Origin of the sequence: Nocardiopsis deserti (genome assembly GCF_008638355.1) — a bacterium.
Taxonomy (GTDB): Bacteria; Actinomycetota; Actinomycetes; order Streptosporangiales; family Streptosporangiaceae; genus Nocardiopsis; species Nocardiopsis alborubida.
Window position 1 is genome coordinate 1 of record NZ_VWVS01000037.1, and the last position, 21505, is coordinate 21505.

The 21505-nt window shown below is 70.7% G+C and carries 20 protein-coding genes; 14 read left to right on the forward strand and 6 right to left on the reverse strand.

Annotated features, from left to right (window positions below):
- Window positions 1-561: arsenic resistance protein (locus FYW99_RS31130; RefSeq protein WP_394350390.1), on the forward strand; the 561-nt coding region annotated here is incomplete at its 5' end.
- A gap of 63 nt (window positions 562-624) precedes the next feature.
- The gene (locus FYW99_RS31135) at window positions 625-1704 is read left to right on the forward strand and encodes an ArsO family NAD(P)H-dependent flavin-containing monooxygenase (protein WP_150256124.1); all 1080 of its coding nucleotides are present in this window, start codon (window positions 625-627) and stop codon (window positions 1702-1704) included.
- Window positions 1705-1716: 12 nt separating this feature from the next.
- On the opposite strand, the gene FYW99_RS31140 is transcribed toward FYW99_RS31135, so the two are convergent.
- From FYW99_RS31140 to FYW99_RS31150, 3 genes are all read right to left on the reverse strand, one after another.
- Window positions 1717-2019, reverse strand: a complete 303-nt coding sequence (locus FYW99_RS31140) for a hypothetical protein (RefSeq protein WP_150256126.1) — start codon at window positions 2017-2019, stop codon at window positions 1717-1719.
- A gap of 328 nt (window positions 2020-2347) precedes the next feature.
- Entirely contained in the window at window positions 2348-3619 is a 1272-nt protein-coding gene (locus FYW99_RS31145) for an MFS transporter (RefSeq protein ID WP_150256128.1), read from the reverse strand.
- The gene (locus FYW99_RS31150; protein WP_150256130.1) at window positions 3616-5103 is read right to left on the reverse strand and encodes an FAD-dependent oxidoreductase; all 1488 of its coding nucleotides are present in this window, start codon (window positions 5101-5103) and stop codon (window positions 3616-3618) included. The genes FYW99_RS31145 and FYW99_RS31150 overlap by 4 nt, the downstream gene beginning before the upstream one ends.
- Window positions 5104-5197: 94 nt before the next feature.
- Between FYW99_RS31150 and FYW99_RS31155 the strand changes: the two genes are divergently transcribed.
- From FYW99_RS31155 to chrA, 11 genes are all read left to right on the forward strand, one after another.
- Window positions 5198-6097, forward strand: a complete 900-nt coding sequence (locus FYW99_RS31155) for a helix-turn-helix domain-containing GNAT family N-acetyltransferase (RefSeq protein WP_150256132.1) — start codon at window positions 5198-5200, stop codon at window positions 6095-6097.
- Between the two features lie 48 nt (window positions 6098-6145).
- Window positions 6146-7018 carry an alpha/beta hydrolase gene (locus tag FYW99_RS31160; protein ID WP_150256134.1) on the forward strand — a complete coding sequence of 291 codons (873 nt, stop codon included), beginning with the start codon at window positions 6146-6148 and terminating at the stop codon, window positions 7016-7018.
- Window positions 7019-7273: 255 nt separating this feature from the next.
- Window positions 7274-8233, forward strand: coding sequence for a PstS family phosphate ABC transporter substrate-binding protein (locus FYW99_RS31165; protein WP_223839869.1), 960 nt, complete (start codon window positions 7274-7276; stop codon window positions 8231-8233).
- Window positions 8230-9171: a phosphate ABC transporter permease subunit PstC gene (gene pstC, locus FYW99_RS31170; protein WP_150256138.1), complete on the forward strand. Its 942-nt coding sequence runs from the start codon at window positions 8230-8232 to the stop codon at window positions 9169-9171. The genes FYW99_RS31165 and pstC overlap by 4 nt, the downstream gene beginning before the upstream one ends.
- The gene (gene pstA / locus FYW99_RS31175) at window positions 9168-10073 is read left to right on the forward strand and encodes a phosphate ABC transporter permease PstA (protein WP_150256140.1); all 906 of its coding nucleotides are present in this window, start codon (window positions 9168-9170) and stop codon (window positions 10071-10073) included. The genes pstC and pstA overlap by 4 nt, the downstream gene beginning before the upstream one ends.
- 7 nt (window positions 10074-10080) lie before the next feature.
- Window positions 10081-10938, forward strand: coding sequence for a phosphate ABC transporter ATP-binding protein PstB (gene pstB / locus FYW99_RS31180; RefSeq protein ID WP_150256143.1), 858 nt, complete (start codon window positions 10081-10083; stop codon window positions 10936-10938).
- Between the two features lie 275 nt (window positions 10939-11213).
- Window positions 11214-11888, forward strand: coding sequence for a winged helix-turn-helix transcriptional regulator (locus FYW99_RS31185; protein WP_223839881.1), 675 nt, complete (start codon window positions 11214-11216; stop codon window positions 11886-11888).
- Between the two features lie 37 nt (window positions 11889-11925).
- Window positions 11926-12297 carry an ArsR/SmtB family transcription factor gene (locus tag FYW99_RS31190; RefSeq protein ID WP_223839877.1) on the forward strand — a complete coding sequence of 124 codons (372 nt, stop codon included), beginning with the start codon at window positions 11926-11928 and terminating at the stop codon, window positions 12295-12297.
- Window positions 12298-12345: 48 nt separating this feature from the next.
- Window positions 12346-13413, forward strand: a complete 1068-nt coding sequence (locus FYW99_RS32905; RefSeq protein WP_150256148.1) for a metalloregulator ArsR/SmtB family transcription factor — start codon at window positions 12346-12348, stop codon at window positions 13411-13413.
- A gap of 589 nt (window positions 13414-14002) precedes the next feature.
- A complete protein-coding gene (locus tag FYW99_RS31200; RefSeq protein WP_150256151.1) occupies window positions 14003-14683 on the forward strand; it encodes a haloacid dehalogenase type II in 681 nt (226 codons plus the stop codon).
- Window positions 14684-14926: 243 nt separating this feature from the next.
- Window positions 14927-16147 carry a chromate efflux transporter gene (gene chrA, locus FYW99_RS31205; RefSeq protein ID WP_150256153.1) on the forward strand — a complete coding sequence of 407 codons (1221 nt, stop codon included), beginning with the start codon at window positions 14927-14929 and terminating at the stop codon, window positions 16145-16147.
- Between the two features lie 121 nt (window positions 16148-16268).
- Here the strand turns inward: chrA and FYW99_RS31210 are convergent, their stop codons facing one another.
- Window positions 16269-16883, reverse strand: coding sequence for a DedA family protein (locus FYW99_RS31210; protein WP_150256155.1), 615 nt, complete (start codon window positions 16881-16883; stop codon window positions 16269-16271).
- 351 nt (window positions 16884-17234) lie between these two features.
- On the opposite strand from FYW99_RS31210, the gene FYW99_RS31215 reads away from it, so the two are divergent.
- Window positions 17235-17798 carry a DedA family protein gene (locus FYW99_RS31215; RefSeq protein ID WP_223839879.1) on the forward strand — a complete coding sequence of 188 codons (564 nt, stop codon included), beginning with the start codon at window positions 17235-17237 and terminating at the stop codon, window positions 17796-17798.
- A 268-nt stretch (window positions 17799-18066) separates the two neighbouring features.
- Here FYW99_RS31215 and FYW99_RS31220 read toward each other — a convergent pair whose 3' ends face one another.
- Window positions 18067-19566 carry a SulP family inorganic anion transporter gene (locus tag FYW99_RS31220; protein ID WP_150256158.1) on the reverse strand — a complete coding sequence of 500 codons (1500 nt, stop codon included), beginning with the start codon at window positions 19564-19566 and terminating at the stop codon, window positions 18067-18069.
- A 443-nt stretch (window positions 19567-20009) separates the two neighbouring features.
- Window positions 20010-21197: an MFS transporter gene (locus FYW99_RS31225; RefSeq protein ID WP_223839891.1), complete on the reverse strand. Its 1188-nt coding sequence runs from the start codon at window positions 21195-21197 to the stop codon at window positions 20010-20012.
- Window positions 21198-21505: the final 308 nt, after the last annotated feature.

A 21505-nucleotide genomic window follows, 5' to 3' on the forward strand; every position in this document is an offset into this window, starting at 1 on the left:
CTGGACCTGCTGCCCGGGTGGCTGGGCCTGGACACCGGCGGCCTGGACGCCTCCCCCTGGCTCATCGCGCTCAACGTGGTGGTCTTCCTCGGCATCCCGCTCGCGGCGGGGTTCCTCACCCGCCGGATCGGCGAGCGGAAGATGGGCCGCGAGCGCTACGAGGCGAACTTCCTGCCCCGGATCGGCCCGTGGGCGCTCTACGGCCTGCTCTTCACCATCGTGCTGCTCTTCGCCCTCCAGGGGGACCGGATCACCAGCCAACCGCTGGACGTGGTGCGCATCGCGGTGCCGCTGCTGGCCTACTTCGCCATCATGTGGTTCGGCACCTTCGCCTTCGGCAAGGCGATCGGGATGGACTACGACCGCACCGCGACGCTGGCCTTCACCGCGGCGGGCAACAACTTCGAACTGGCCATCGCGGTCGCGATCGCCACCTTCGGTGTCACTTCCGGCCAGGCCCTGGCCGGGGTGGTGGGTCCGCTGATCGAGGTACCCGTGCTCATCGCTCTGGTGTACGTGTCCCTGGCCTGGCGCAAGCGGTTCGCCCCTCAACTGCGATAGGACGGCGCTTCCCCGGGGCCCGCGGGAACGCGGGCCCCGTTCACGTGATCATCGGGAGGATGGATGGAACACCTGGTCGACGTCGCGGTCATCGGCGGTGGACAGGCTGGACTGGCGGCCGGGTACTTTCTGCGCCGCGCCAAGGCCGACTTCGTCATCCTGGACGACCGTGAGGAACCGGGAGGGTCCTGGCCCGGGTACTGGGACTCTCTGCGGCTGTTCTCCCCGGCCGCGCACAGTATGCTGCCCGGCTGGTGGATGCCCGCTGAGGAGGGACAGGAGTACCCGAGCGCGCGGCACGTGGCCTGGTATCTGACCGAGTACGAGCGCCGCTATGCTCTCCCGGTCCGGCGCTCGGTGCACGTGCGTCGGGTCGAGCGGACGGGAAGCCGACTGAGACTGGTCACCGACGGGGACACCTGGTCGGCCCGGTACGTCATCAGCGCCACCGGCACCTGGCGGGCGCCCCACATCCCTGAGGTCCCGGGCCGTGACGTCTTCGAGGGCGAGCAGCTCCACACGGTGGACTACCGCCGCCCCGAAGGGTTCGCAGGTCAGCGCGTCGTGGTGGTAGGCGGCGGTAACTCGGCGGCCCAGATCCTGGCCGAAGTGTCCGAGGTCGCGCAGACCACCTGGGTCACCTCGCGTCCGCCCCGGTTCCTGCCCGACGACGTCGACGGCAGGGCGCTCTTCGCCCTCGCCACCGGCTCGCAGAAAGCAGCCGAACGAGGAGAAGCCCGCCCTGAGGGCATCGCGGAGTTGGGAGACATCGTGGTGGTGCCGAGCGTGCGCGAGGCCCGCGAACGCGGAGACACCAAAGCCGAGCCGATGTTCGACCGCCTCACCCGCACCGGTGCGGCCTGGGCCGACGGCACCACGATGGACTGCGACGTGATCGTGTGGTGCACGGGGTTCCACCCGGTGCTGAACCACATCGACTCCCTGGAACTCGTCAACGAACAGGGCAGGATCGCCGTGGAGGGAACCCGGGCCGTGGCTCAACCCCGCCTGCACCTGCTGGGCTACGGCGATTGGACGGGCCCGGCCTCGGCCACCCTCATCGGTGCGGCGCGCACCGCCAAGACGACCGTCGCGCAGATCACGCGGGTTCTTGAAGCCGAGGCAGGGGCCGGAACAGGGTGAGGCGGCGGGCGCTCAGTGCCACTGGAGGGCGCGTGCGCCGCGCGCGGTGGCGCGGTAGACCCCTGGCACGTCGGTGGGTTCGGCGTAGTCCAGGGACTCCAGGACCCACAGCAGCCGTGCGATGAGGTGGGCGCGGGCCGTGAGCGGGGTGCTGTGCCGCCACATGTCGGCGATGTCCTGGGTCGAGGCCGGTCCGTCATCGCACAGGGTCCGCAGGGCCCGGCGCCTGGCGGCGCTCAGGTGACGCAGGGAGATCGCCCTCTCCTCCTCTGAGCTGATCGCTTCCGACACGGTGGTTGCCTCTGCCTGCCGCATGGTCCTCTTCTTTCCACGGTGTGTGATCCGGTTCGGGCGGGTCTTCTCAGCGTGCGCTCCTCGGGCGGAGGCGAACGTTTTCGTCATGGGCGTGCTTTGACGGGCAGCCGCCGCACGACGTGTCGGGCGTCCCGGCCCGGGGACCGCTGGTTCGCCAGGTCACCGACGCCCGGGTGGCCAGGCTGACCCCGGCCACGTCGGCCGGCTCCGCGGCGATCTGGACCCCGGAGTCGCCGGGCGGTGGCCAGGCCCTCCCGGTCGGCGCCGACGACGGCGAGGGGGACGTTTTCCATGAGACGGGGTTACCTTCATTCGTGCAGAGAGGCCGTCATACGGGGGGAGTGCGCCGGAGAGATGGTCGAGAAAGGGTGGTGGAGGGAAACGGCCCGTTCCTGACATGGGTGGCGAGGGCGGTCAGCGCGCCGAGGGCCGCCAGGGCTCCCAGGGCCGTGAACACCGCCGGATATCCGCCCAGCGGACCGGCCAGCGCCGCGCCTGCCCAGGGCGCCACCGCGATGGCCAACATCAGCGGGGTGTGCATGACGCCGTTGAGGGTGGCGTAGTTCCCGGTTCCCCACCGGTCGGACACGGCGGTGGCCTGGAGGAGGGTGAGGATGCCGCGTGCCATGCCCGCCAGGGCGGCGACGACCAGGACCAATCCCAGAGGGCCAGGGGTCAGAGCTAAGAGGAGAGTGGTCGCCGAGCAGGCACCCAACACGGCCACGGCGCGCAGCACCGGGCCGGTCCGTCGTTCCATGGGCGCGTAGACCAGGCGGCCGAGCACCTGTCCCACACCGCCCATACCCAGGGCCCAGGCGGCTTCCGTCGTGCCGAAGCCCTGTTCCCCCAACAGGGGGACGATGTTGATCACGACCGCGTACATGGTGAAGGACCCCAGGAGCAGAGCCGCTGTGAGAGCCCAGAAAGCGCGGCTCCGCACCACAGAGCGCACATCCTTCTTCTGACCGCCCGGATGGCCGTCGTCCTCAGGGGATCGGCTTCGGGGCAGGGCGAAGGCGTGCAGGGGCACCACCACGGCCAGGAGCACGGCCGCGAGCACCAGGTAGGCGCCTCGCCAGCCCCACACTCCCTCCAGTAACGCGGTCAAGGGAGCGAAGATGGTACTGGTCAGCCCAGTGACCAGAGTCAGCGCAGTCAGAGCGCGCACTTTGTCCTGCCGGTACCAGTGGGTCAGGGCGGCGAAGGCCGGAGGGTAGAACAGTCCGGCCATCGCCGCTCCGGCCACCAGCCAGGCGGCGGCGAAGCCCCACAGATTCGGGGCCAGGGCGATGGCCGCCACGGCGGGAGCCGCGACCAGGGCCGCCGCCGTCATCGCCGGGCGCGGCCCCCGGGCCTGGAGCCAGCGCCCCACCGGGATGCCGACCAGCCCCGCCATGACCTGGGAGGCGGAGAACAGCGCGGTCACCGTCGTCAGGGACCACCCGGTGTCGGCGGTGATGCTCGGCGCCAGGACGGGAAAGGCGTAGAACAAAGCCCCGTAGCTGGCAGTGACGGTGACGCACAGGACCGCCAGGCCCCGGCGCGCACCGTCCACCGTGGGGACGGGCGCGCCGGAGACCCGACCGGACACAGGTGTCACGAGACCCGGTCCGGCTCACCCAGTTCGACCTGCTGCGCCGAGTCGGAGCAGCAGCCGCTCCCGGCCGAGGGGGACGCCGCTTCGGCGGTCGCGGCGCCGCTGTTTCCGACGGAGAGCACCGGCGCCTCGGAGACGGCCAGGCCGCCACAGCAGCTGCCCTCCTGCGCCGCGGGCTCCTGCGCGGTCTCGGGCGCGGGGCCGCAGCAGCCGCCGCTCTCGGCCGCCTCCGGCTCCTCGGACAGGCCTCCGCCGCTGCACACCCCCGTCTCGGGCAGGACCAGCTCCACCCGGGCGGCGGCCTCGTGGTCTCCGGCCAGGTGGGCGGCGATGCTGCGCACCTGCTCGTAGCCGGTCAGGGCCAGGAACGTCGGGGCGCGACCGTAGGACTTCATCCCGGCCAGGAAGAACCCCTCCTCCGGGTGGGAGAGCTCGGCCGCCCCGTGGGGGTAGACGGTGCCGCAGGAGTGCACGTTGGGGTCGATGAGCGGAGCCAGCTCCACCGGTGCCTGGAGGGTGCTGTCCAGGCCGAGACGGATCTCGGACAGGAAGGACAGGTCGGGGCGGAACCCGGTGAGGGCGACCACCTCGTCCACGGGCTCCAGCTCCCGGCCGCCCTCGTCGGTCAGCACGAGACGCCCGTCCTGCTCCGCGCGGACCTCGGCGGTGCGGAAGCCGGTGACCACCCGGATGTGCCCGGCCTCCACCGCGGCCTTGGCCCGCTGCCCCAGGGCGCCGCGCGCGGCCAACTGGTCGGCGGCGCCTCCGCCGAAGGCGTCGCCGATCTCCTCGCGGCGCAGTACCCACACCGCCTCGGTGCCGGGCTCCTGCCCAGCCAGCGTGGCCAGACCGACCAGGGCGGTCAGCGCCGAGTGCCCCTTGCCGACGACAGCCGTGGTCCGACCCGCGTAGCGGGCCCGCCCGGCTGGGGCGGCGGTGTCGGGAATGCGGTACGAGACGTGCTCGGCGGCCGTCAACTCGCCCAGCGCGGGCAGTCCGTCGCCGCCCACCGGGTTGGGCGAGCCCCAGGTGCCCGAGGCGTCCACGACCGCGCGGGCCAGGACCCGCTCCTCCCCGGCGCTGGTGCGCAGGCGCACGGTGAAGGGCTGCTCCGCGCGCCCGGAGTCCACGACCCGGTCCCGGCCCAGGCGGCTCACGCCGGTCACCTCCGCGCCGAAGCGGACCCGCCCGCCCAGGGTCTCGGCCAGGGGAGCGAGGTAGGCCTCGACCCACTCGCGGCCGGTCGGGTAGCCCGCGTCGTCCGGGCGCTGCCAGCCGGTGGTGGTCAGCAGCTTCTCCGCGGCCGGGTCGACCAGGTCGCGCCACATCGAGAACAGGCGCACATGGCCCCACTCGGCCACCGCCGCCCCGGCGGAGTCCCCCTTCTCCAGGACCAGGACCGGCAGGTCGCGCGCGACCAGCTCCGCCGCTGTCGCCAACCCGGCGGGGCCCGCACCGATCACCACGACCGGAAGCTCGTCAGCCATGACACACCTCTTTCATCGACTGGTGTCTATGAGATGAGACTCTATCGACGACAGCCGATAGACGCAACTATAGATCTTCGTCAATAATGAAGGCATGACAGTGACGACTTCTGAGCACGTTGACCGCCTCCTTCCCGCCGCCGACGCCGAGACCTACGCCGCCTGGTTCGCCTGCCTGGCCGAACCCATGCGCGTCCGACTGCTCCACGCCATCGCCACCGCCCCGGGGACGGTCAGCGTGGGACAGCTCGCCGAGATGGTGGAGGTCCGCCAGCCCACGGTCTCCCACCACCTGCGCAAGCTCGCCGACGTGGGCTTCGTGACCCTCACCAAGGTGGGCACCTCCACCCGGGTGGCGGTCAACCCAAACTGCTGCACGGGCCTGCCACATGCCGCCGACGCGGTGATGGGCATGCTCAACGCCCGCCCGTGCTGCCCCACCGACCTGCCCACCGACGTCACCACCCGGGCCATGGCCGACGCCGACCTGGCCGAGGTGCGCCGCATCTACGTCGAGGGCGTCGCCACCGGCGACGCCACCTTCGAGACCGAGGTCCCCGGGGCGGGCGCGCTGAAGGACAGGTGGATAGCCGGGCACCGCTGGGTGGCCGAGGCGGGCGGCCGCGTCGTCGGCTGGGCCGCCGCCTCGCCGGTCTCCGTCCGCGAGGTCTACGCCGGGGTGGCCGAGACCTCGGTCTACGTCGCCGAGGGCGAGCGCGGCCGGGGCGTGGGCAAGGCGCTGCTGTACCGGCAGGTCACCGAGGCCGACGCCGCCGGACTGTGGACCCTGCAGACCTCGATCTTCCCCGAGAACCGCGCCAGTCTCGCTTTGCACCACCAGGCGGGCTTTCGCACCGTGGGCCTGCGCGAGCGCGTCGCCCGCCACCACGGGGTCTGGCGCGACACCGTCCTCCTGGAGAGACGGCGCCCGACCGAGGAAACCGCATCCGGCACCGTGTCCTGCGCTGACGGCAGCTACTGCTCCACTTCCTGATCCTGGCGTCGTATCCACCACCTGCTTTCGCCCCCAGACAGGACGTACATGCCCTCGACAGACGCCTGGGTCCGCCAGGTTCGTCAAGCCCACACCGAAGAGATGGCCCGGCTGCCCCGGCCAGCGCTGGCGCGGGTGCGTGACCTGACCGTCGCCGGTCTGCCCGCACGGCTGTACCTGCCCGACGCCGCCGCGGTCCTGCCGGTCCTGGTCTACTTCCACGGCGGCGGGTGGGTCATGGGCGACGTCGAATCCTACGATCCGGTCGCTCGCACCCTGTCCCGGGCCTGTGGGGCCGCCGTGCTCTCCGTGGACTACCGTCGACCACCCGAACACCCCTTCCCGGCGGCGATCGACGACGCCGAGGCCGCGGTGCGCTGGACCGCCGCCAACGCCGCCGCCCTCGGGCTGGACGCATCCCGCATGGGAGTGGCCGGGGACAGCGCCGGTGGACAGATCGCCGCCGCCATCGCACTGCGCCTGGCCTCCTCGGCGGAAGGGCCACGACTGGCTGCGCAGTTGCTCGTCTACCCTGCGCTGGACCTGCGGGCCGCCCCGGGGACGACCCAGGGACCCTCCGCCGCCAGCGAGGCCGCCCGGAGACTGCTCAACCGGTTGTTCGACCTCTACATGGGGCCCGCCGACCGCACCCTGGCCGAGGCCTCACCACTGCTGGCATCCGGCCTGGAGGGGCTGCCCGCCACGGTCGTCGTCACCGCTGAGCACGATCCCCTGCGTCAACAGGGTGAGGAGTTCGCACGCCGCACCCTCGCGGCCGGGGCGTCCACCTCCCTGGTCTTCGGTCGCGGCCTCGCGCACGGATTCCTGGGACGCGAGCCCTTCGACGATCCCGATCCCTCGATCACCGGACGGTTCGGACGCCTTGTGCACGGTGCGCTGAGGGCTCCCTCGGTCCCGTGATCCCGGTCGTGCCGCGCTGAGCTTCCGCGGCACCGGATCCGACGGTGGTGATCAGGGCTCCCGTTTCCGTCGACGCTACGTCGCCTCTCGCGCACACCAGGTTGAACAGAGCGCGGGTGGTAGCGGGAGCACCAGGCCTCTTCCAATAGGAGACTCGTTCAGTTCACCTTGGGTTCACTTAGACACATTTACATACGTCTTGACGTCATAGTTCGAGATGGCGGGCCGGTTGAACTCAAGATGAGGGGCAAGGTTGTGACCAAGCACAAGCGCGCGTTCGTTGGCGTCGCGGGAGCGACGGCACTGGTGGCCGCGCTGACCGCCTGCGGTGGAAACCAGGGCGCCGAAGCGGGTGACGGGCTGTCCGGCACGGTCAACGTGGACGGCTCCAGCACGGTGGGACCGCTGTCGACGGCGGCGGCCGAGTTCTTTCAGGAGGAGAACCCCGGTGTCCAGGTGACCGTGGGCATCTCCGGTACCGGCGGCGGTATGGAGAAGTTCTGCAACGGCGAACTCGACGTCACCGGCGCCTCCCGGCCCATGGACGAGGAGGAGGCCGCCGTCTGCGAGACCAACGGCGTGTCCTTCGAGGAGTTCCACGTCGCCAACGACGCCCTCACCGTCGTGGTCAGCAAGGAGAACGACTGGGCCACCTGCCTGACGGTGGAGCAGTTGCAGGCGATCTGGGGGCCGAACTCCGAGGTCACCAACTGGAACCAGGTCGACGAGTCCTTCCCCGACGAGCCGCTGGAGCTGTTCGGGGCCGGTACCGACTCGGGCACCTTCGACTACTTCACCGAGGCCGTCAACGGTGAGGAGGGCGCCACCCGCACCGACTACGCCCCCAGTGAGGACGACAACGTCACCGTCCAGGGCGTCTCCGGCAGCCCCGGCGGTATGGGCTACTTCGGTTTCTCCTACTACGAGGAGAACGCCGACACCCTGACCGCCGTGGAGATCGACAACGGCGACGGCTGCGTGGCGCCGAGCGTGGAGGCGGTCCAGGACGGCTCCTACGCCCCGCTGGGCCGTCCGCTGTTCATCTACCCCACGACCTCGGCCCTGGAGCGGCCCGAGGCGCTGGCCTTCGTGGAGTTCTTCGTCGAGGAGCACGCCCAGATCGCCGAGGACGCGCAGTTCATCCCGCTCAACCCCGAGCAGGAAGAGGAGCTCAACACCGACCTGGAGGCGCTGAAGGAGAACGCCGACTCATGACGGACTCGTCATCGAGGACCGCCGCAGCGGCGCAGCCGCTGCGGCGGTCCCGCCCCCGTTACGCGGAGACCGTCATCCAGGTCCTGCTGGCGGTCGCCGCGCTGGTCTCGGTCGCCACCACCGTGGGGATCGTGGGATCCCTGGTGCCCACGACCGTGGAGTTCTTCCGCCAGGTGAGCTGGACGGAGTTCTTCTTCACCACCGAGTGGACGCCCCTGTTCGCCGACCCCTCCTACGGTGTGCTGCCGCTGGTGAGCGCCACGCTACAGATCACCCTGATCGCGCTGTGCGTGGCCATCCCTGTAGGGCTGGGCGCGGCCGTGTACCTGAGCGAGTACGCCCACCCGCGCACGCGCGCCGTCGTCAAGCCGGTCCTGGAGGTCCTGGCCGGTGTCCCCACGGTGGTGTACGGGTTCTTCGCCCTGCGGTTCATCACCCCGTTCCTCCAGGAGTACTGGCCCGGGGAGAACGGGCCGGAGGTGTTCAACGCCCTCTCCGCCGGGCTGGTGATGGGCGTGATGATCGTGCCCACCGTCGCCTCGCTGTCCGAGGACGCGATGAGCGCCGTCCCCGCCGGACTGCGCGAGGGCTCCTACGCCCTGGGTTCCTCACCGCGCCAGGTCGCCACCCGCGTGGTCGTCCCCGCCGCCTTCTCGGGGATCGTCGCCGCCTTCGTGCTCGCGGTCTCCCGCGCGGTCGGGGAGACGATGATCGTGGCCATCGCCTCCGGAGGCCAGCCCAACCTGACGCTGAACCCGCTGGAGGGCATGCAGACGATGACCGGGTTCATCGCCGCGGCCGGAACCGGCGACCTGCCCATCGGCTCCCTGAGCTACCAGACCATCTTCGCCGTCGGCGCACTGCTGTTCGCCATGACCTTCGCCATGAACCTGCTCAGCGCGCGCCTGGTGCGCAAGTACCGGGAGGTGTACGAATGACCGTCACCGTCGAACCGCGCACCGGCACACCCGCGCCGGACACCGACCTGAGGCGCAGGGGGGTCCGCTGGGCCGACCTGGTGTTCGCCCTGCTGCTGCGGGCCTGCGTGGTGGTCGCGGTCCTGTTCCTGGCCGTCCTCATCGGCTACGTCCTCATCGAGGGCTGGTCCCGCCTGGACGCGCGCCTGCTGACCGAGTTCGCCTCCATCCGCCGCCCGGAGGAGGCCGGAGCCCAGGCCGCGCTGTGGGGCACCGTCTGGCTCATCGGGCTGATCGCCCTGTTCTGCCTGCCCACCGGCGTCATGGCGGCCATCTACCTGGAGGAGTACGCCAACCCCCACACCTGGTACAACCGGCTGCTGGAGCTGAACATCTCCAACCTGGCGGCCGTACCCTCCATCGTCTACGGCATCCTGGGCCTGGGCATCATCGCCCGCATGCTGGGCCTGGGCTTCACCCTGGTCACCGGCGCCCTCACCCTGTCGCTCCTCGTCCTGCCGGTGGTCATCATCGCCTCCCGTGAGGCGATCCGCGCTGTGCCCTCCTCCCTGCGGGAGGCCTCCTACGGCCTGGGCGCCACCCGGTGGCAGACCGTCTGGCGCCAGGTACTGCCCGCCGCGGTCCCCGGTATCGCCACCGGCTCCATCCTCGCCCTGTCCCGGGCCGCGGGAGAGGCCGCGCCCCTGCTGCTGCTGGGCGGACTGACCTTCGTCTCCTTCAACCCCGACGGCCTGCTCAGCCAGTACACGGCCCTGCCCATCCAGATCTACGGCTGGATCGCCCAGTCCCGCGAGGAGTTCCAGGCCCTGGCCTCGGCCGGGATCGTGCTGATGCTCGCGGTGATCCTGGCGATGAACTCCGCGGCCATCCTCATCCGCAACCGCTACCAGAGGAACCGGTGACAAACCCATGACCACCACCTCCGCACACGGCTTCGCGACCAAGGCCCCGGCCACCCGTGTCGTCTACGACCGGGACGTCCCCGACCTGGGCGACCCCGTCTTCGAGATCACCGACCTGTCGGTGTACTACGGCGAGTACCAGGCGGTGCGCGACGTCGGCCTCAAGGTCGGCCCGCGCCAGATCACCGCGATGATCGGCCCCTCCGGCTGCGGCAAGAGCACCGTCCTGCGCACCCTCAACCGGATGAACGACCTCATCCCCGGAGCCCGCGTCGCCGGGACCGTGCGCTACCACGGCCATGACCTGTACGCCTCCGACATCGATCCCATCGAGGTGCGCCGCCGGATCGGCATGGTCTTCCAGAAGCCCAACCCGTTCCCCAAGTCGATCTACGACAACGTCGCCTACGGCCCGCGTGTCAACGGGGTCCGCAGGGGGTTGGACGACATCGTCGAGGAGGCCCTGACCAAGGCCGCCCTGTGGGACGAGGTCAAGGACAAGCTCCGCGAGAGCGCCCTGGCCCTGTCCGGCGGTCAGCAGCAGCGCCTGTGCATCGCGCGCACCATCGCGGTCAGTCCCGACGTGATCCTGATGGACGAGCCCTGCTCGGCGCTCGACCCCATCGCGACCCTCAAGATCGAGGACCTGATGAACGAGTTGGCCAACGAGTTCACCATCGTCATCGTCACGCACAACATGCAGCAGGCGGCGCGCGTGTCCGACCGCACGGCCTTCTTCACCGCCGACGTCGACGATGCGGGGGAACGCCACGGCCGTCTGGTCGAGTACGACCTGACCACGACCCTCTTCAACAAGCCCGCCGACAAACGGACCGAGGACTATATCAGCGGTCGCTTCGGCTGATCCCGCTGGTTTCCGGCTTCCCGTCCACCCGGGGCCGCTGATCGGGGGGTCGCCTCGGCTGAACCACTGGTTTCCGGTTTCCCGTCTACCCGGGGCCGCTGATCGGGGGGCGCTTCGGGTAACCGGCGAGCCCCACGACGCAGATCCGGCACGACACGTACAGAACTCTGGAGGTTGGTATGCCCGCCCGTACTGCCACTCTGACGGATCGTTCCGCGGAACGGTGCCACGATCAGAGGCACCCTCCTGAGGCCGGTCCCGCGCGTGTCCTGTTGGTGGAGGTCGAAGCCGAGATCTCCCACGGGCTGGTACTGGACCTGGGGTCCCAAGGCATGGACATCGGGGTGTGCACCGACAGTGCTCAGGCCCTGCTGCGCATCGGTATGGCACGCCCCGACATCCTGATCGTGGGAGCCGACGCTCCAGGTCTGCCCTTGGAGGCGCTCATCAGGGCGGTACGCGCGGTCCTGGACATCCCGGTCGTCATCGGCGTGCGGGACCACGACGCCGAACGCGCGGCCCGGGCCCTGGGCGCGGGTGCCACCGCCTGTGTCACCCGCCCCTACCGGGCCTCGGAACTCGCCGCCATCCTCCGCTCTGCCCGCCCGGACCGCGCACCCCGTGCGGAGGCGAGCGCTCCCGGTGTCGTGCGGGCGGGCATCCTCGAACTCGATCCGCACGGATACCAGCTGCGCGTGTGCGGACGCCGGATCGACCTGGCGCTGCGCGAGTTCCAGCTCATGAAGTACCTGGTCGACCACGCCGGGCTCGTGGTGACCAGGGAACAGATATGGCGTGAGGTCTGGAACAGGGATCAGCCCCTGGTCAACAACACCATCAGCGTGCACATACGCCGCCTGCGCGACAAGCTGAGAAAGACCGAGGCCGGTCCCAGGTACATCCACACCATCCGCGGGGTCGGGTACCGGCTCGACGTCGACGCGGCCTGATGCCGAGGCTCGGCGCTCGCCCGCCTACACTGCACGTGTGGATCGGACGCACCTGGATGAACGCTCGGACGAGGCCGTCTCAGGACGACCGTCGTCCCCGGGCGCGGAGCCCGCGTACTCACCGGAACGGGCGGACGACATCGCGTCCCTGCTCAAGGCCGCCGCCGACCCCACCCGTCTGCGCCTGCTGCACGCCATCGCCACCGCCCCGGGCGGACAGGCCTACGTACAGGACCTGGTGGCCACGCTGGAGATCAGCCAGCCCACCGCCAGCCACCACCTCAGGAAGCTGCTCGACGCGGGTCTGCTCGAACGCCGCAGGGAGGGCAAGCGTTCGTGGTACTCCCTGTCCACGGACCGCGGGTCCGCTCTGCGCGACCTGTTGGGCCTGTCCGACTCCTCCACCTGAGGCACGCGAATCCCCCTCCAGGAACCGGCGCAGGAAAGTGACCGCCCCATGAGTCCGCAGCCCCACGACGGGCCGACACCGCAGCGAACCCCGGTTCCGCTTCCGGTCGGCACGGCCAACCGACTGTCCGCCCAGCTCAAACTCCTCGCCGATCCCGTGCGGCTGCGCCTGTTCAGTCTGACGGTGACCGGCCCGAAGGAGGGTGTGGCCGTCAGGGGCCTCGCCGCCTCCTTCGACCTGACCGACCCCACGGTCAGTCACCACCTCAGGGTCCTGGCGGACGCGGGCCTGATCGAGCGGCACAGGGAGGGCAATCACACCTTCTACACCGCCACCCCGGCCGCGACCCGCCTGCACGGCGTCCTGCCCCGGCTCGTCTCCGCCGACGACGAGGACAGGCGGGAGCCGACCCTGCGTGAGGCCCTCCAACCCCTGCGGGCACAACAGCCCAGTGAGACCGCTCGGAGAGGGCCGTCCCCCGCACCACTGCCGGGGGTACTGGACCCGCACGACCTCCTCGCCCGGGTCCAGGAACGGCTGACGGTCCGTTTTACCGGCATCTTCTCGCCCGAGACCGTCCGCCGCTGCCTGACCGACTCCTACGAGAAGCTCTCCCACAGCGCCGCAGTGACCGCACACCTGCCCGTGCTCACCGAGCGCTTCGCCGCCGAGCGCCTGGCCTCCATCGCCCAGGTCCAGGGACAGCTCGCCAAACCGGTGCCGGAGGTGCTGTTCGTGTGCGTGCACAACGCGGGCCGCTCCCAGATGGCGGCCGGGCTCCTGCGCCACCTGGCGGGGGAGCGGGTGCACATCCGCTCGGCCGGATCACTGCCCCGGTCGGGGATCGACCCGGACGTGTTCGAGTCCATGGCCCAGATCGGCATCGACCTGCGCACCGAGTTTCCCAAGCCGCTCACCGACGACGTGGTCAGGGCCGCCGACATCGTGGTGACGATGGGCTGCGGGGATGCCTGCCCGGTCTACCCCGGCAAGCGCTACCTGGACTGGGACATCGCCGAACCCTCCGGACAGCCCGCGGCGGCCGTGCACAAGATCCGCGACGACATCGACCAGAAGGTACGGGAGGTGCTCCTACCCGCCCTCCTGGGGACGTGATGCCGACAGCGGTCTGAGCGGGGCAGGGAGAGGGTCTCGCGCACCCTGCGGGGGAGTGGCCCCATAGCCCTGGCTGCCGGGGGCGGCGGTTCAGTCGCAGGGGCGCCGGAGCGTGCGTGCCTGTTCCGCCCGGGTCGCCAGCGCGGTGATGTCCGCTGCGAGCGCGGCCAGTGCCTCGGGGAGCAATCCGTAGTAGGTGAACCTGCCGTGGGCCTCGAATCTGGCCTGAGAACAGGAATGTGGTGCACAGCTGCTGGTGCGCGGCCTCTACCTGCCTCATACCGGTGAGAAATGCCTACGTGTGGCCGAGCGGACGCTGGCGGCATGGGCGCGCCCCGGCCGCTTTCTGCTGCTTTCCCTGCTGCGTGTGGTGGCGCGTTCTCCGAAGGCGCCGCGACGGATGGGTGTGCCCAGGGACCCGCCCGGGCCTGCGAACAGGTGCCGCGCTGGCACGGTACGGCCGCCGGGTGCCGCAAGCCTGCGGTGCGGTTTCCGATGGACGCACGTGGGGTGGGCGGTTGCGCGGGTACATCCGTGTGGTGCCCGCGACGCGAGGGGATCGCGGGAGAGGGTTCCACGGGAGGCGGATATGGTCCAGGTTCCACAGGTCGTGGTCTTCGACGTGAACGAGACACTCAGCGACCTGGCGCCGTTGAGGAAGAGGTTCGAGGAGGTGGGGGCGCCCGCGCACCTGATGCCCACGTGGTTCGCGGGTGTGTTGCGTGACGGTTTCGGGCTGACCGCCGCGGGAGCCTACGCCGACTTCGCGGATGTGGCCGCCGACGTCCTCCGGGACATGCTTTCCGTAGGCGACGACCGGTCGGGGGATGTGGAGGCCGCGGTGCACCATGTTCTGGACGGTTTCGGCCAGCTGCGCTGTCATCCCGACGTCGCGGCGGGGATGCGGCGACTGTATGAGGTGGGGGTCCGCCTGTTCACGCTGACCAACGGCGCCGCGGCGTTGACCGAGGGCCTGTTGGAGCGGGAGGGTCTGCTGGAACTGGTGGAGCGACGGTTGGACGTGAGTCGGCCCCGGGCATGGAAGCCGTCCCCGGCCGCGTACCGGTACGCGGTCAATGAGGCCGGTGTGAAAGCAGAGGAGGTGGCCCTGGTCGCCATGCACCCGTGGGATGTGGACGGTGCCCAACGCGCGGGTCTCATCGGCGCCTGGGTCAACCGCGGAGGCGGGCCGTATCCCGGCTCCATGGTCGCCCCGCAGGTTCAGGCGCCGTCCCTCGAAGCCCTGGCGGCCGCGCTGCTCCAGCGGTAGGCCGTCCGCCGGCAGCGGTGTGCCTGGCCGCTGTGGGGGGACAGCCACGTGTCCCTCTGGACCTGTGCCGATCTTCCCGTTCCGCGACAGGGGCCGGGCACAGGGGCGTGTCCCCTTGTTGGATATCGTCTGGCGATATCGGTTCTCGTCCATCTGGGTGGGTGCCGTCCCACCGCTGAGGAGCCTGGACATGAGCACACCAACGGTGCCGTTGGCGGCCTGGCGTTGGTGGGACGTGCGCGGATGAGCGCGGGAGACGGTGCGCGGGTGCTCGCCCCGGATCGGGGGTCGGCTGCGGAGGTGTTCCGGGTTTTCCTGGGGCTGGGGCTGACCTCGTTCGGCGGCCCGGTGGCGCATCTGGGCTACTTCCGTGAGGCGTTCGTGGTGCGTCGCGGCTGGCTCACCGAGAGCGCCTACGCGGACCTGGTGGCGCTGTGCCAGTTCCTGCCCGGTCCGGCCTCCAGCCAGGTCGGTATGGCGCTCGGGCTGCGCCGGGCCGGGTATGCGGGCATGGCCGCGGCCTGGGCGGCCTTCACCTTGCCCTCGGCGGTGCTGCTGGTCGCCTTCGCCCTGGGCGTGCAAGCCATCGGCGCTGAACCCGGAGCCGGATGGCTGCTGGGGCTGAAGGCGGCCGCGGTGGCCGTGGTCGCCCACGCCGTGGTGGGCATGGCCCGGAACCTGGCCTCGGGCGGACGTCGGGCCGCGATCGCGGTGGCCGCTCTGGTGCTGGTCCTGCTGCTGCCCTCGGCCGTCAGCCAGGTCGCGGCCATCCTGGTGGGCGGCGTGCTGGGCCTGTTCTGGCTGAACAACCCGGTTCCCGACCCGAGCGAGCGGGCCGAGCCCGGGGTCCTGGTGCGGCGCGGGACCGCGCTGCTGTGCCTGGCCCTGTTCGCTGCCCTCCTGGCGGGGCTGCCCCTCCTGGTCTCGCTGACCGGCAACACGGCTGTGGGGCTGGCGGATGGCTTCTACCGCGCGGGTTCCCTGGTCTTCGGCGGTGGACACGTGGTCCTGCCGCTGCTGGAAGCCGAGGTGGTGGGCGGCGGCGGGGTGGACCAGGAGTCCTTCCTCGCGGGCTACGGCGCGGCCCAGGCCGTGCCGGGGCCGCTGTTCACCTTCGCCGCCTACCTGGGCGCGCTGATGCCTGTGGCCGGGAGCCCGCTGCTGGGTGCGGCGATCGCCCTCGCCGCGGTCTTCCTGCCCTCTGCCCTGCTGGTTGTGGGCGCGCTGCCGTTCTGGGAGCAGTTGCGCGCCGCGCCCCGTGCGCGGCGCGCGGTGGCCGGGGCAGGAGCGGCGGTGGTGGGGATCCTGGGGGCCGCCCTGTACGACCCGGTCTTCGTCCAGGGCGTGGTCTCACCCGCGACGATGGGCGTGGCCGCCGTCGCGTTCGTGGCCCTGGCGGTGTGGCGGGCTCCGGCCTGGGCGGTGGTCCTGGGAGCCAGCACCGTCGGGTTCCTTGTCCTGTGAGCGCCCCGTGGTCGGCCCGGCCCTGCCCGCCCAGCGCCCCGCCCCGCTCCCTTCTCCCGGGAACCCGTCGGACGGGCACCGGCCCGTGGAACCGCGCCGTGCGATGGACGGCCGCAGGCGTTCAGCCGTCCTGACCGTGGTCCTGGAGAGTGGAAGCGCGCCGCCGCCTCCGCCTTAGCGGACGGGGCGCGGTGACGATCAGCATCACAGCCAGGACCGCCAGGACCACGCCGATCCAGTTGCCCGTGGCCAGCGCGCTCTCGCCGAGCACGCCGACCAGGGTGCCGTAGACCGCCCACAGGCAGGCGCCCAGGGCTGAGTAGAGGACATAACGGCGCAGGGGATAGGCCAGCGTGCCCGCCGTGATGTTGAAGGCGCTCTGACCTCCGGGAACGAACCGGGACACGGCGATACCGGGGCCGCCGTAGCGCTCGATGCGGCCGCGCGCCCACTCCGCGGCTCTGCCACCCCGCTCGCGGTGCCGTAGCCCGGCCAGTGCGCGCTGGCCGAACAGGCGCCCGACCAGGTAACCGGTACCGTCGCCCAGCATGGAGCCGACCACGCCGCACAGGGCCACCGCGGCGACGTTCAGGCGTCCGGCCCCGGCCAGGGCCCCGGCGATGAAGATCGCCGCTTCGCTGGGCAGCGGCGGAAACACGGCCGAGCCCGCCAGGCAGGCGACGAGCACCAGGTAGCTGAGCGGGGTGCCGACGGTGATGGCGTCCAACGGGTTCATGCCCAACTCCCGCTCAGTTCGTTCCCCCGGCTTCGCGGCCGATGAGGAGCGGTGACGGGCGCGTCAAGGTGCCCCTCACCGACGGTCTGGTCCCTGGCCTGTGCAGGCGCGACGGTCGCCCCGGCCGCGGTGCCCCCTGGCGTCGCCGTGATAGCGCGTACCCTCCCCCGCCCTGGCACGATACGGCAGACGACACGGGGGAGAGACCTCGTTGAGCACGCCGGGCCACGTGATCGCCTGGACCCTGGGTAGCCACTCCGGTCTGTCACCTGCGCCAGGCAGGCTCGCTCTCCTGCCCGAAGTGGGTGGGGGTCGGTCTGGCCCTCGCCATCGAGACGCTCTTCCCCCCCGGTGACCAGCGAACTCATCCTGCCGGTCGCCGGCTACCTCTCCTACTCCGGGGAGATGAACTTCGCCTTCGCCCTGTTCTGCGCGACGGTCGGCTCGATGGTCAGCGCGTGGATCTTCTACGCCGTGGGCGCCGTCTTCGGGCGGGAGCGTACCCGGTGGCTCTTCGAGAAGGCACCCCTGTTCGAGGTGGAGGACTTCGACCGGGGCGAACGCGTCTTCGCCCGCTGGGGTGGTGCCGCCGTCCTCGTCGGCCGGTGCATCCCACTCGTGCGCAGCGTCATCTCGGTTCCCGCCGGAATCGAGCGGATGTCGATGTGGAAGTTCTCGCTCTACACCCTCGTCGGCAGCGCCGTCTGGAACACCCTCTGGATCGGACTGGGCTTCGTGTTCGGACCGCAGATCGATCCCGTTCTGTCCCAGTACAGCAGTCTGCTCAGCAGGGCTGTCGTCGTGGTCATTGGTCTGCTGTTCGCGTGGTTCGTCGTCTCCCGCACCGTCAGGATCGTGAGGAAGCGCAGGGCGTCGGCGGAAGCGGACCGCGCCACCGACCGCACCGTCTCCTGAGAGGTGCGCCAGGCCGCGTGCCGGGGCGGTTCCACCATGTCCCCGTGGAGCCGTTCCGGTGCGCGGTCTGCTGTGGAAGCCCGGGGGCGTGCCGGGTCGGCGCTGGGCAGGCCTGGCCTGGCCTTCCCCGGGGCCTCCCGGTGGTGGGAGTACCGGGGGCGTCAGGTAGTGAAAGTCCGGCTTCGGTGGGGTTCTTGGCCGGTGTGCGCACAGCGGCGGGGGCCACCGGGACGATCCCCGGTGGCCCCCGCCCTGGGTGCGTTCGGGGTCAGTGGCCGCCGGTGAGGGTTCCGGACAGCTCCTTGTGCAGGTGCGCGCTGGGCTTGTTGAGGCCGGTGATCTCCACCGTCACGTCGTGGCGGCGGAAGTGCTCGGTGACCTGGTCCAGGGCGGCCACGGCCGAGGAGTCCCACACGTGGGCGTTGGACATGTCGACCACGACCTTGGTCAGGCCCTGTTCGGTGTAGTCGAACCGGTTGACCAGCTCGCCGGTGGAGGCGAAGAACACCTCGCCGTTGACCGAGTACACGCGGGTGCCGCCCTCGGGGTCGAGCACGCTGGTGACGTCGGCCTGCGTGGCGGCCCGGCGGGCGAAGGAGACCATGGAGACCAGTACGCCGACGATCACGCCCAGGGCCAGGTTGTGGGTGGCCACGACCACGGCGACGGTGACGACCATGACCAGGGTCTCGCTCCAGGGCATGCGCTTCAGGGTGGCCGGGGCGACGCTGTGCCAGTCGAAGGTCACGATGGCCACGAAGAACATCACCGCGACCAGCGCCGCGACCGGGATCATGCCGACGATGTCGCCCAGGGCCACGCACAGGACGAGCAGGAACACACCGGCCAGGAAGGTCGAGACGCGGGTGCGGGCGCCGGACTTGACGTTGATCATGGTCTGGCCGATCATCGCGCAGCTGGCCATACCGCCGAAGAACCCGACCAGGACGTTGGCGATGCCCTGTCCGCGGGCCTCGCGGGCGTGGTTGGAGGGGGTCTCGGTCTGGTCGTCGACGACCTTGGCGGTCATCAGCGACTCCATCAGGCCCACCAGCGCCAGCGTGAGGGCGTAGGGGGCGATCAGGACCAGCGTGTCCAGCGTGTAGGGCACGTCCGGGATCAGCGGGATCGGGAAGGTGCTGGGCAGTTCTCCCATGTCGCCGACGGTCTGGGCGGGGATGCCCAGGGACAGGGCGCCCACGGTGAGCACGACGATGGCCACCAGCGGTGCGGGGACCACCTTGGTCAGGTACGGCAGGCCGAAGATGATGCCCAGTCCGATGGCGACCATGACGTAGATCGGCACCCCGACCCCGGCCAGGTGCGGCAGTTGGGCTGTGAAGATGAGGATGGCCAGGGCGTTGATGAACCCGGTCATGACGCTGGGCGGTACGAACCGCATCAGTTTGGCCACTCCGAGCAGGCCCAGGGCGACCTGGATGAGCCCGGCCAGGATGGTGGCGGCGATGAGGTAGTCGACGCCATGTTCGAGGGACAGGGGTGCGACCACCAGGGCCATGGCTCCGGTGGCGGCGGAGATCATCGCGGGGCGTCCGCCCAGGAAGGCGATGGACACGGCCATGACGAAGGAGGCGTACAGGCCCACGCGGGGGTCGACCCCGGCGATGAGGGAGAAGGCGATGGCCTCGGGGATCAGGGCCAGGGCCACGACCAGTCCGGCCAACACGTCGGCGCGCAGCTGAGCCGCGGCGGGGATCTTGGACATCAAAGACCGAGGGGTCTTCACAGGCAGATTCATGGAACCCATCTGGTTTGGGCAGCCCACGACGAGGACCGCGGTGTTCGGGTCAGGTGTTCGGCGACGGCGCGGGCGAACGCGCACCGGACCTGGGGGGTCGGGGCGCGCTCAGCGCCTGGGATCCGGTGCGGCACTCGTGGTGCCCCGGACGCGGCTCCGTCGCCGCGGGCCCGACCGCGCCCTTGGGGCGGGTCGGGAAGAACGCGGTCATCTCACGCCCTTGCGGGGGAGACGACCTACAACGAACTTACCCTTACGTGAGAGTTCGAGTCACGTAGAGCGACTGAGACAACTGTCACAGCAAAGGTTTCGCCGTGGTTTATCCAGATCAAAGACGTGATATGGATGACAGGCGCATTTCCGCATCGATAACCCAAAGTGATTTTTTGGGTGGGGTCCTGGGACGTTCACATCTGTTGTTCACGTCTGTGGTCGCGGCGGTTCTGCCTCGATCAGGCGGTGCGGCGAAGCGGTCGGCGGGCGAAGCACACCGCGATCGCCACCAGGGCGCACAGCACTGCCAGTCCCATGATTCCCGGCCGATAGGAACCCGCCCACCCGTGGGCCAGGGACAGCAGGATGGGCCCGACGGCGGTGGAGGCGACCGCCACGGACTGGGTCAGCCCGCGCAGGGTGCCCAAGCTCGCCGTCCCGAAGTAGAAGGGCAGTGCGGCGCTCTCCACCGCGCGGGCGCCGGAGGCCGCCGCGCCCAGCGCCGCTCCGTAGAGCAGCGCGCCGAGCCCGGGGGAGACGAGCGGCAGCGTGACCAGAGCCAGGGCGTGCATGGCCATGGCCGCGCACATCAACACCTTGGGGGAGAGGCGGTCGGCGGCCGATCCGAACAGCAGCGCCGCGCCCAGGCCCGCGACGGTCTGGGGCAGGAAGTTGACGGCGGCCTGGGCCGGGGTGAGCCCCTGCTCACCGAGTACGGCGATCTGGTGGAAGAACACGGCGGTGGAGACCAGGCCGCTGCACGCGATGGCTCCGGCCATCGCCCAGAACATCGAGGTCCGAACGATCGCCCGGAGTGGCCACTCCGGTTCCCGGAGGCCGTCCGGTTGCCGCGCCGCGGAGGAGGGGGCCTCAGGAGAGGTCCGAGGAACTCCGCGCAGCCCCCACCAGGCCAGGGGCAGGACGATGACCCAGATCAGCACCCCCTCCGCGACGAAGGTGTACCGCCAGTCCAGTGCGGTGATCACGCGCTCGGCGAGCAGGGGGAACAGGGAGATCCCGGCCGCGCCGAGAGAGCTGGTCAGTCCCAGTAGTGTTCCCCGGTTGCGCGTCACGGAGATGGCGACGGCGGTCGTGGCGACCAGGGTCATGCCGCCCTGACCCAGGGCGCGTACCCCGACGAATCCGGCCGTCAGCCCGACGAGTCCCTGGGCGCAGGCCAACAGGACGAGGAAGGCGCCGAAACCGAGCGCCACCAGCGCGAGGACTCTTCGGACCCCGAAGCGGTCCACCGCGCGGCCGATCCAGGGAAGCGCGAGTGCGCCGGACAGGGTTCCGACCATGTAGGCCAGGGAGACGGCGGAGCGGCTGACGTCGAGGTCGGTGATGACGTGGTCGACGAAGACGGCGATGCCCGCGGTCTGTCCCGGGCCGCTCAGGGCCAGGACCAGTGCGGACGCGGCGATGATCCTGGGGGCGGACCGGTGGGGGACGGACGTGTCGGTGGTGGACGGCGCGGAGGACAGCGCGACTCCTCAGAGGTGGCGGGGGCTGAGCCGGTGTCCGTGCCTGGCCGCTTCGCGACACGGCGTGAACACCCCTGTGAACAAGAGCCGACGAGGTGGTCAGTATTCCTCGTCGACGCCTCCGGCCAGCAACGGCTCCATGAACAGCGAGGGGTGGTCGCGCTCGATGACCCTCAGACGCCACTTGTTGTGCACCAGCACCAGCAACTCGCCGTCGCCCCGCCGCCGCAGCACCTCGGCGCCCGAGAGCG

What these genes read in the sequence shown, in the direction of transcription:
- FYW99_RS31135 (WP_150256124.1), top strand. Translation starts at nt 625, where the DNA reads ATGGAACACCTGGTCGACGTCGCGGTCATCGGCGGTGGACAGGCTGGA.
- FYW99_RS31140 (WP_150256126.1), bottom strand. Translation starts at nt 2,019, where the DNA reads ATGCGGCAGGCAGAGGCAACCACCGTGTCGGAAGCGATCAGCTCAGAG.
- FYW99_RS31150 (WP_150256130.1), bottom strand. Translation starts at nt 5,103, where the DNA reads ATGGCTGACGAGCTTCCGGTCGTGGTGATCGGTGCGGGCCCCGCCGGG.
- FYW99_RS31155 (WP_150256132.1), top strand. Translation starts at nt 5,198, where the DNA reads ATGACAGTGACGACTTCTGAGCACGTTGACCGCCTCCTTCCCGCCGCC.
- FYW99_RS31160 (WP_150256134.1), top strand. Translation starts at nt 6,146, where the DNA reads ATGCCCTCGACAGACGCCTGGGTCCGCCAGGTTCGTCAAGCCCACACC.
- pstC (WP_150256138.1), top strand. Translation starts at nt 8,230, where the DNA reads ATGACGGACTCGTCATCGAGGACCGCCGCAGCGGCGCAGCCGCTGCGG.
- pstA (WP_150256140.1), top strand. Translation starts at nt 9,168, where the DNA reads ATGACCGTCACCGTCGAACCGCGCACCGGCACACCCGCGCCGGACACC.
- pstB (WP_150256143.1), top strand. Translation starts at nt 10,081, where the DNA reads ATGACCACCACCTCCGCACACGGCTTCGCGACCAAGGCCCCGGCCACC.
- FYW99_RS32905 (WP_150256148.1), top strand. Translation starts at nt 12,346, where the DNA reads ATGAGTCCGCAGCCCCACGACGGGCCGACACCGCAGCGAACCCCGGTT.
- FYW99_RS31200 (WP_150256151.1), top strand. Translation starts at nt 14,003, where the DNA reads ATGGTCCAGGTTCCACAGGTCGTGGTCTTCGACGTGAACGAGACACTC.
- chrA (WP_150256153.1), top strand. Translation starts at nt 14,927, where the DNA reads ATGAGCGCGGGAGACGGTGCGCGGGTGCTCGCCCCGGATCGGGGGTCG.
- FYW99_RS31210 (WP_150256155.1), bottom strand. Translation starts at nt 16,883, where the DNA reads ATGAACCCGTTGGACGCCATCACCGTCGGCACCCCGCTCAGCTACCTG.
- FYW99_RS31220 (WP_150256158.1), bottom strand. Translation starts at nt 19,566, where the DNA reads ATGGGTTCCATGAATCTGCCTGTGAAGACCCCTCGGTCTTTGATGTCC.